Raw genomic sequence first — 7,606 nt, forward strand, 5'->3', positions numbered from 1 at the left:
AGATAAAGAGAAGCTTTTTCTTATTCTGGAATATGATACGCCTGATACACTTCACGCTTTTGTAAATTTCGATCCTTTGCCACTTCTTTTATGGCTTCTTTAGATGATTGTCCTTTAACAGTCATATAGTGCTCCACATGCTGAGGAATAGTTAAACTCTCCCACCAGCTTTCTTCTTCAACTGCTTCTTCCTTGTTTCCTTCTATTATTATACAAAACTCTCCACGAACTTCTCCTTGAGTAGACCATTCCACCAATTCAGAGGTAGTCCCTCTAATGAACTCCTCGAATTTTTTGGTTAATTCTCTGCATAAGGTCATCTGTCGGTTCCCTAAAACCTCCTCGATTTGAAGAAGTGTTTCTTTCAACCGATGGGGTGACTCATAGAAGATCATTGTCGCTGTTTGATTTTTTAGTAATTCAAGCTCTTTTTTTCTATCCTTTTTCTGACGTGATAGAAATCCATAAAAGTAAAAGGGCTGTGTTTGTATGCCTGATGCTATAAGCGAAGTTAATGCCGCATTAGCTCCTGGTAAAGGGACAACTGCAATCTTTTCATGAGTTGCTTCTACTACTAGTTCATAACCAGGATCTGAAATGGTTGGCATTCCTGCATCACTAACCAGAGCAATCTTTGCTCCTCCCTTTAGCTTTTCGATTAATTTTGCGCCACTTACCATCCGGTTATGCTCATGGTAACTAACGATTGGTGTATCAATTTCAAAGTGGTTACATAGCTTTTTTGTATTTCGAGTGTCTTCTGCTGCTATGAAATCCGCTTCTTTCATCATTCGAACCGCTCTATAACTCATATCCTCTAAATTTCCAATGGGAGTAGGAACCAAATATAGGATCCCTTTATTCTCCTCATTTTCAAAGCTTTTTTGTTCCCACATGAAGACCACCCACTTCCTCTTTCCCTTCATATTCTCCATACAATATTTGTTTCACTTCATCAGTATATTCGTTGTTGTCATGATAAACAAACATAGGAGGGAGTATTTTTAGATCTGGGTTACCGTCCTTGATTGCCTCCACTAATAATATGTTGGCTTCTTTACCAACCTTTGGGTAAACCAATTGTATTCGCTTTGGTTCTAAACGATAATGTCTCATTAAAGTCACGATATCTAACAATCGTCCAGGGCGATGTACAAATGCCACCTTTCCACCTTGTCTTACAAGCTGACTAGATACAGAAATGGCATCTTCTAAAGTACATAGAATTTCGTGTCTGGCAATCGCTAAATGCTCATTCTCATTTCTCTCTTCTTTTCCATCAGTCAGAAAATAAGGAGGATTGCATGTAACCACATCAAATTTCCCATGACCAAGACGCTTTGGCATGTCCTTAATATCTCCATGGATCATTTCAATTTGCTGATCAAGCTGATTGTATTGAACACTTCTTACCGCCATATCATACAGACGTTCCTGTATTTCTACTCCAGTTATATTCCCCTTTGTTCGTGTGCTTAAAAAGAGAGGAATAACCCCATTTCCACTACATAAATCAATGACATTTCCTTTCTGAATAGGCATATAAGCGAATCGGGCTAATAATACAGCATCTAGAGAGAATGAAAAAACCGTTGGACTTTGGATAATCCGAAGGTCCTCAGCTAATAAATAATCCAAACGTTCGTCGCCTTTTAACATATCGTGTTGACCTCCTACCTCAATTCCTTTATTCTCCGAAAAAAAAGCCCCCTTGTCAAAGGAGACCGTCTTACTTTTTATTTAAAAAGGATAAGCAGAACAAACAGTCATCCTTTCTAGGACTTCCAAAGTGAAGATTACAGATATGAAATCCTTCTTGATAAAGGCGAGCAAGGTTATCATATCCTTCGCCTATATCAACAATTTTTTCGTTCTGAGTCTCCTCTGCTTTTTTACCTTTTTTGCTTTTACTTACCTTGGGTTGCTGTTGCCTCTCGATGGATGTTCGATCAAGGTGTTTCCTTAAGTGCTCATTCTCTAGCTTTAAGGAGTTATTTTCTTCAAGCGTTTCAGCTAAATGTTTCTTTAACTCACCTAATTGCTTATATAGATGCCCAATTTGGGCTTCCATATTGCTTACTGAATCAAAAATTTCTTTTTTATTCACGCCTTCCACCTCATTAATCTGTGGATTGAATCTATACAGCGCCTTCCTTTAATATTTCATCGAGAGTATATTCGAGGACACGCTCATGATCAGCTAGTTCAACCTGGAGTACTCTTTCCAGTATATTTAACCCCACTACTCTTCCAGGACCTTGTGGTGTAGTGATGACTTGGCCTAGATCAGGTAGTAGCTCTTTTGCTGACTCATATTCATCATTTTCGTATTTTAAACAGCACATCAGACGCCCGCATAACCCTGAAATTTTCGTAGGATTTAATGAGAGGTTTTGATCTTTTGCCATTTTTATAGATACAGGATCAAAATCACCTAGAAAGCTCGAACAGCATAGCATTCTACCACATGGACCAATACCACCAAGCATTTTCGCTTCATCTCTAACACCAATTTGACGAAGTTCAATTCTTGTACGGAATATAGCCGCTAAATCTTTAACAAGCTCACGGAAGTCAACGCGACCATCAGCTGTAAAATAAAAAATCACTTTATTTCGGTCAAATGTATATTCAACATCCACTAGTTTCATATCCAGTTGATGTGTAGATACTTTTTCACAGCAAACATCGTATGCTTCCTTCGCCGCAAAACGATTTTCTTCAACGATTAAACGATCCTTTTGATCAGCAATTCTAAGGACTTTCTTAAGAGGAAGCACAACATCATGCTCATCAACCTGTTTCGGAGCAATAACTACCTTGCCATACTCGACGCCTCTTACTGTTTCAACAATAACAAATTCATCCTTTTGAATTAAGAGATCTCCGGGATCAAAATAATATATTTTACCCGCTTTTTTAAAGCGTACTCCCACTACATTATACAAATGAAGATCCCTCCTGCAATCGTAACACCAGCTCTTCCATTAGGAGCTGGGGATTCATATTGGCTTGCAACTTTCTTTTTGCCTCCAATATTATTGCCATTCCATCTGCAACTTGCTTTCCCGATGCATGGAGAGCATAATGCTGCAGACGAGTCATTTCACTAACATAAACGACTTGGCTTGATTTCTCAAGCTGTAAATATAGTAAATCTTTATATAATAGAAGAAGTAAGTCTAAACCTTGATCAAACTGTTCTTTTTCTTTAAAGTGTAAAAACCATTCCTCTTGAAGCATCACCAAAGCTTCGAGTGGGTTCTTTTTTAGCACTTCATATAATTTTAACACTATTTTTTGAGCTTGTGCAAACCAATCGTCATGACTTAGCTCTAAAGCTTCATCTAAATTATTGGTAAGTTGGGCAATAATAGGAGCTTTTGTCCTTTCTACCCCATGTTCATCCAATTTCTTTATTAATATAGCCGGAGAGAAAGGCTGGAATTTAATGATCTGACAACGGGACAAAATAGTAGGGAGAATTTGCTGAGCACCCTCCGTTAATAGTATAGCCGTTGTCTCTGAATGCGGCTCTTCTAGAAACTTTAGTAAACTATTGGCTGCATTCCCTGTCATTCTATCCGCATGCACTATAATGTACATTTTTTTCTTTGATTCCACACCAGTTTTTGAAAATTCCTCTTGTAAATCTTGTATTTGCTTTTTCTTTATCGAAAGGCCATCTGGCTCTAACAAATGGAGATCAGGGTGATTCCCACTTGTAATCCTTTTACAATTACTACATGAATCACATGGGATATAGTTGTCGATAGGACTAGAGCAGAAAAGGCTTTTAGCTAATAAATAACTAGCTTCTTTTTTCCCGATTCCTCTCATACCTTCGAACAGGTAGGCATGAGCTAACCTATCCTTTTGTATACTGTTTTTTAATAGCTTACCAACCATCGGCTGCACTTGATCCATCTCATCCCAAGTTTTAAGCATCGTCTCACTCACTTACGTATATAAATTAATTAAAAGACCTTTTATTTCACCAATTTTACCGAGTAAATCTATAGAGTTTCCTTCCTTTTCAAGTACTCCCTCGGTTAACTCCACTAACTTTTCATCAATCGTCTCAACAATCTTTAACGATCTTCCTTGACCGTACTGATTCCAGCTATGTGACTGCTTTAAGTCCATGCCAAAATCAACTGCTTCCTTCACAAACCTTTTGACTAAGGTCTTATACTTTGAGAGGTCTTTGAATGTTCTTGACCTCGACAACCTTTCACCCGCGCTCTCAATATCCTTTAGAAGATTTTGAAGTTGCCCGATTTGCATTTTTTGATCCTGTTTTTGAACAAGCTCATTAAATTTTAAACTCGTATTTGTCGCTGCCTTTTGTTCGGAGCGAATCTTATCTGTATTTAAACGAATATCCTGATTTATCTTCATAGGTGACCTCGCTATTAAAAGTGATGGAATTGCTCAACAGGTAATACAAAAACTGTAGCTCCTCCTACTTCTACTTCGACTGGAAATGGAACATAGGAATCTGCGTTCCCTCCCATGGGAGAAACAGGAGCCACCATCTGGTCTCTTGATTTACAATTATCCTTTATAATCTGTAAGGCTTTCTCTACACGTATATCTTCCGTTCCAATCATAAAGGTAGTATTCCCCGATTTCAAGAATCCTCCTGTAGTAGCAAGTTTTGTTGCACGAAAATTATTATCAACTAAAGCATTGGATAACCGATTACTATCTTGGTCCTGAACGACTGCTAAAATTAATTTCATATCATCCACCCCTTAGCGGTATAATATATTCTGAATTATTACCTTTATTATAACAGGTAATTAGCGTTGTACCATGCTCTAACCTATAAACTAAAATAGGAAATTCAAGGATTACTAAAAAAATAAAGTGTCTTAACTTGTAAGACACTTTCCCTCTTATTGTTTATTTAACACTTTTAATAAGCTATTTAAAGCTTGCTGAAAAACATGTTCTACAGATTGTGATGCATCAATCATTATGATTCTATCCTTAAACCGTTCTTGGAGGAGATGATATCCTTCTCTCACTTTTTCGTGAAAATGAAGTTCTTCCAAATCAAGTCTGTTTACTTCTCTTCCTTTATGCTGACCAATTCGGTCCAAACCAACTTCAGGATCAATATCAAAATAAAAAGTAGTATCTGGCATCCTGCCTTCAATGGCAAAGTGATTAATGTTATACACTTCATCCATTCCAAGTCCCCTTGCATATCCTTGATATGCCAATGAACTGTCAATAAACCGATCACATAAAACGATAGAACCTTCTTGTAGATGCGGCAATACCTTTTCAACTAAATGTTGACGCCTTGCTGCTGCATATAGTAATGCTTCTGTCCTCGCATCCATGGCTGTATTTTCTCTATTTAATATGACTTCCCGAATTTGTTCAGCAATCGGAATACCACCTGGTTCTCTTGTTACTATAACCTTTATACCTCGTTCCATTAGAGCTGTTGCTAGCATGCCAATAATAGTTGTTTTTCCAGCACCTTCAGGACCCTCGATTGTAATAAATAAACCCTTACTCATAATACCCTCCAACTAATTCACTTGTTTCTAGTATTGATATACTTTTATGTTGTGCTGCGTTATATTTTCTCCACCTTGAAATCTCGATCCAGCCTCTAATAAGCTGTAAATCTGTTCAATATCTTCACTTTTTATTGATTCCCCCGGTAATAATAACGGGATGCCAGGAGGATAAGGAATAACACTCTCTGCACATACTCTTCCAACTGCTTTTGACAAAAGGATGATTTCTACTTTCTTTTTTTGCTGTTCCTTATATGACATTTGTAAAGTTGATATGGAATTTCCCTTAGTTAACTTCTGAAAGTTTCTTTCAGAGGCTTTATTTTCTCCAATTCCTTTTTTTATTGCATACCATACATCCTCTATAGGATAGAGATCCCCTCTTTTTAAGAGTGGAAAAATAAAAAGTACATTATGCTCATCTGCTAGCTCTGTAAAGATTCCAAACTCCTCTAAGGTTGACTGCATGTCAAAACCAGATAATTCTGTTCTTGATTGGATCGTTACTTTTAAAGGATCTCCTTCACCTTTATATGAGAGAAGCTTAATGGATGGAATCTGATTCATTTTTTCTCTAAACTGAGAGATCATTTGAAGAGTATATTGTAAGTCTTCTTCCTCATATGTTGCAATATACTTTCTAGCAAGGTCAAGAGAAGCCATAATTGGATAAGATGGACTACTAGATTGTAACATACGGAGAAACATCTTTAATCTTCCCAGGTCAACCCTTTCACTATTGTAATGCAAGTAGGATCCCATGGTCATTGCTGGCAAGGTCTTGTGTGCAGATTGTACCACCACATCCGCACCTAGTTCTGTCGCACTCACTGGAAGCTTCTTGCTTCCTTTAAAATGTGCACCATGAGCTTCATCCACTAAAACAATCATGTTACGTTCATGGCAATAAGTAATAATCTCCTTTAAGTTCGTTACCATTCCATAATAGTTTGGATAGGTAACAATTAGTGCTTTGACCTGTGAATGGCTCTTTACTGCTTCTTTAATACTATTTAATGTAAGTCCTCCGGCTACTTGCCATTCTGTGTCAAACTCTGGTGCTATAAATATTGGTCTCACATTAGCTAAGCTCAGTCCGTTCATGATTGATTTATGACAATTCCTTTGAACAAGAACTTCATCACCTTCACTTACAGCTGAAAGGATCATAGCCAAATTACCAACCGTTGAACCGTTTATAAGAAAGAAACTTTTTTTCACCTCATAATAGTCGGCTAACAAAGTTTCTGCTTCAAGAATTGCCTCACTAGGAGAATGCAAATCGTCCAAACCTGATAATTCAGTTACATCCACATTTAAAATGTTTTGGAATACTGGATGAGCTTCTTTTAAAAATACCTCTCCATTTTTATGCCCCGGGACATGGTAGGAAATTGATTTTCTATTTTTATGTTGAATTAATGCATCATATAATGGGGTTTGTTTTTGATTCACATAACGTCCCTCTTATCTATTTCGAGTATCATACTTGTCTATTTTAACAAACTAGCCCTTTTAATTCTTATTTATTTTTAATAAGTACCCATGTAGACATACAACGATTAACTTATCAAACATAAAATAGTATTCAAGCAATCTACCGAAAAGATTATTCGAAAAATTGTATACAAATAGTGGATCTTGGTAACAATAGGTGTATGGAGGTGGAGTTATTTGGAACCGATTATAGCTATAAAACAGCTGGGGGAAATTTGTGTTGTTTGCGAGCAGTCCAAACCGAAAGGAATACATCTATACACTTCATTTATTTGTGTTGAGTGTGAACGAAGTTTAGTAGCGACACCAACAACAGACCCAAAATATAAATATTATATATCAAAACTTAGAAAAATTAATAAGCCTGAGATATTCTCCTAATATATGAACCCGTGAAAAGTACCTTAATCGGTGCTTTTTTTATCTAAATATTTATACGCATAACAAAAAAAGCACCCATTCAGGTGCTTTTTTCTTTGCCTAGCGACGTCCTACTCTCACAGAGGGAAACCCTCAACTACCATCGGCGCTGAAAAGCTTAACTTCCGTGTTCGGTATGGGAACGGGTG

The 7,606-nt window shown here is 37.1% G+C and carries 10 protein-coding genes and 1 rRNA gene; 1 reads left to right on the forward strand and 10 read right to left on the reverse strand.

Going from position 1 to position 7,606, the window contains the following annotated elements:
* Positions 1-20 precede the first annotated feature (20 nt).
* The 9 genes from rsmI to M3175_RS25220 form a co-directional block, all read right to left on the reverse strand.
* Positions 21-896: a 16S rRNA (cytidine(1402)-2'-O)-methyltransferase gene (rsmI, locus tag M3175_RS23555; protein ID WP_251524237.1), complete on the reverse strand. Its 876-nt coding sequence runs from the start codon at positions 894-896 to the stop codon at positions 21-23.
* Entirely contained in the window at positions 874-1,659 is a 786-nt protein-coding gene (locus tag M3175_RS23560; RefSeq protein ID WP_251524239.1) for a tRNA1(Val) (adenine(37)-N6)-methyltransferase, read from the reverse strand. Before M3175_RS23560 ends, rsmI begins: the two co-directional genes overlap by 23 nt.
* A gap of 70 nt (positions 1,660-1,729) precedes the next feature.
* Entirely contained in the window at positions 1,730-2,107 is a 378-nt protein-coding gene (yabA, locus tag M3175_RS23565; protein WP_119706197.1) for a DNA replication initiation control protein YabA, read from the reverse strand.
* Between the two features lie 31 nt (positions 2,108-2,138).
* Positions 2,139-2,948, reverse strand: a complete 810-nt coding sequence (ricT, locus tag M3175_RS23570) for a competence/sporulation regulator complex protein RicT (protein ID WP_251524240.1) — start codon at positions 2,946-2,948, stop codon at positions 2,139-2,141.
* Positions 2,941-3,948, reverse strand: coding sequence for a DNA polymerase III subunit delta' (holB, locus tag M3175_RS23575; protein ID WP_251524242.1), 1,008 nt, complete (start codon positions 3,946-3,948; stop codon positions 2,941-2,943). The genes ricT and holB overlap by 8 nt, the downstream gene beginning before the upstream one ends.
* A gap of 12 nt (positions 3,949-3,960) precedes the next feature.
* Positions 3,961-4,401: a YaaR family protein gene (locus M3175_RS23580; protein ID WP_251524244.1), complete on the reverse strand. Its 441-nt coding sequence runs from the start codon at positions 4,399-4,401 to the stop codon at positions 3,961-3,963.
* A 14-nt stretch (positions 4,402-4,415) separates the two neighbouring features.
* Positions 4,416-4,745 carry a cyclic di-AMP receptor DarA gene (darA, locus tag M3175_RS23585; RefSeq protein ID WP_119706193.1) on the reverse strand — a complete coding sequence of 110 codons (330 nt, stop codon included), beginning with the start codon at positions 4,743-4,745 and terminating at the stop codon, positions 4,416-4,418.
* A gap of 156 nt (positions 4,746-4,901) precedes the next feature.
* Complete coding sequence (gene tmk / locus M3175_RS23590; protein ID WP_251524246.1) at positions 4,902-5,537, reverse strand: dTMP kinase; 636 nt, start codon at positions 5,535-5,537, stop codon at positions 4,902-4,904.
* A 27-nt stretch (positions 5,538-5,564) separates the two neighbouring features.
* Positions 5,565-6,995, reverse strand: a complete 1,431-nt coding sequence (locus tag M3175_RS25220) for an aminotransferase class I/II-fold pyridoxal phosphate-dependent enzyme (RefSeq protein WP_251524248.1) — start codon at positions 6,993-6,995, stop codon at positions 5,565-5,567.
* A 219-nt stretch (positions 6,996-7,214) separates the two neighbouring features.
* On the opposite strand from M3175_RS25220, the gene M3175_RS23600 reads away from it, so the two are divergent.
* Entirely contained in the window at positions 7,215-7,418 is a 204-nt protein-coding gene (locus M3175_RS23600) for a sigma factor G inhibitor Gin (RefSeq protein ID WP_251524250.1), read from the forward strand.
* A 97-nt stretch (positions 7,419-7,515) separates the two neighbouring features.
* On the opposite strand, the gene rrf is transcribed toward M3175_RS23600, so the two are convergent.
* Positions 7,516-7,606, reverse strand: a 5S ribosomal RNA gene (gene rrf, locus M3175_RS23605); the annotation flags it as partial.

The sequence above is a fragment of the Robertmurraya korlensis genome (genome assembly GCF_023715225.1).
Lineage (GTDB): Bacteria > Bacillota > Bacilli > Bacillales > Cytobacillaceae > Robertmurraya_A.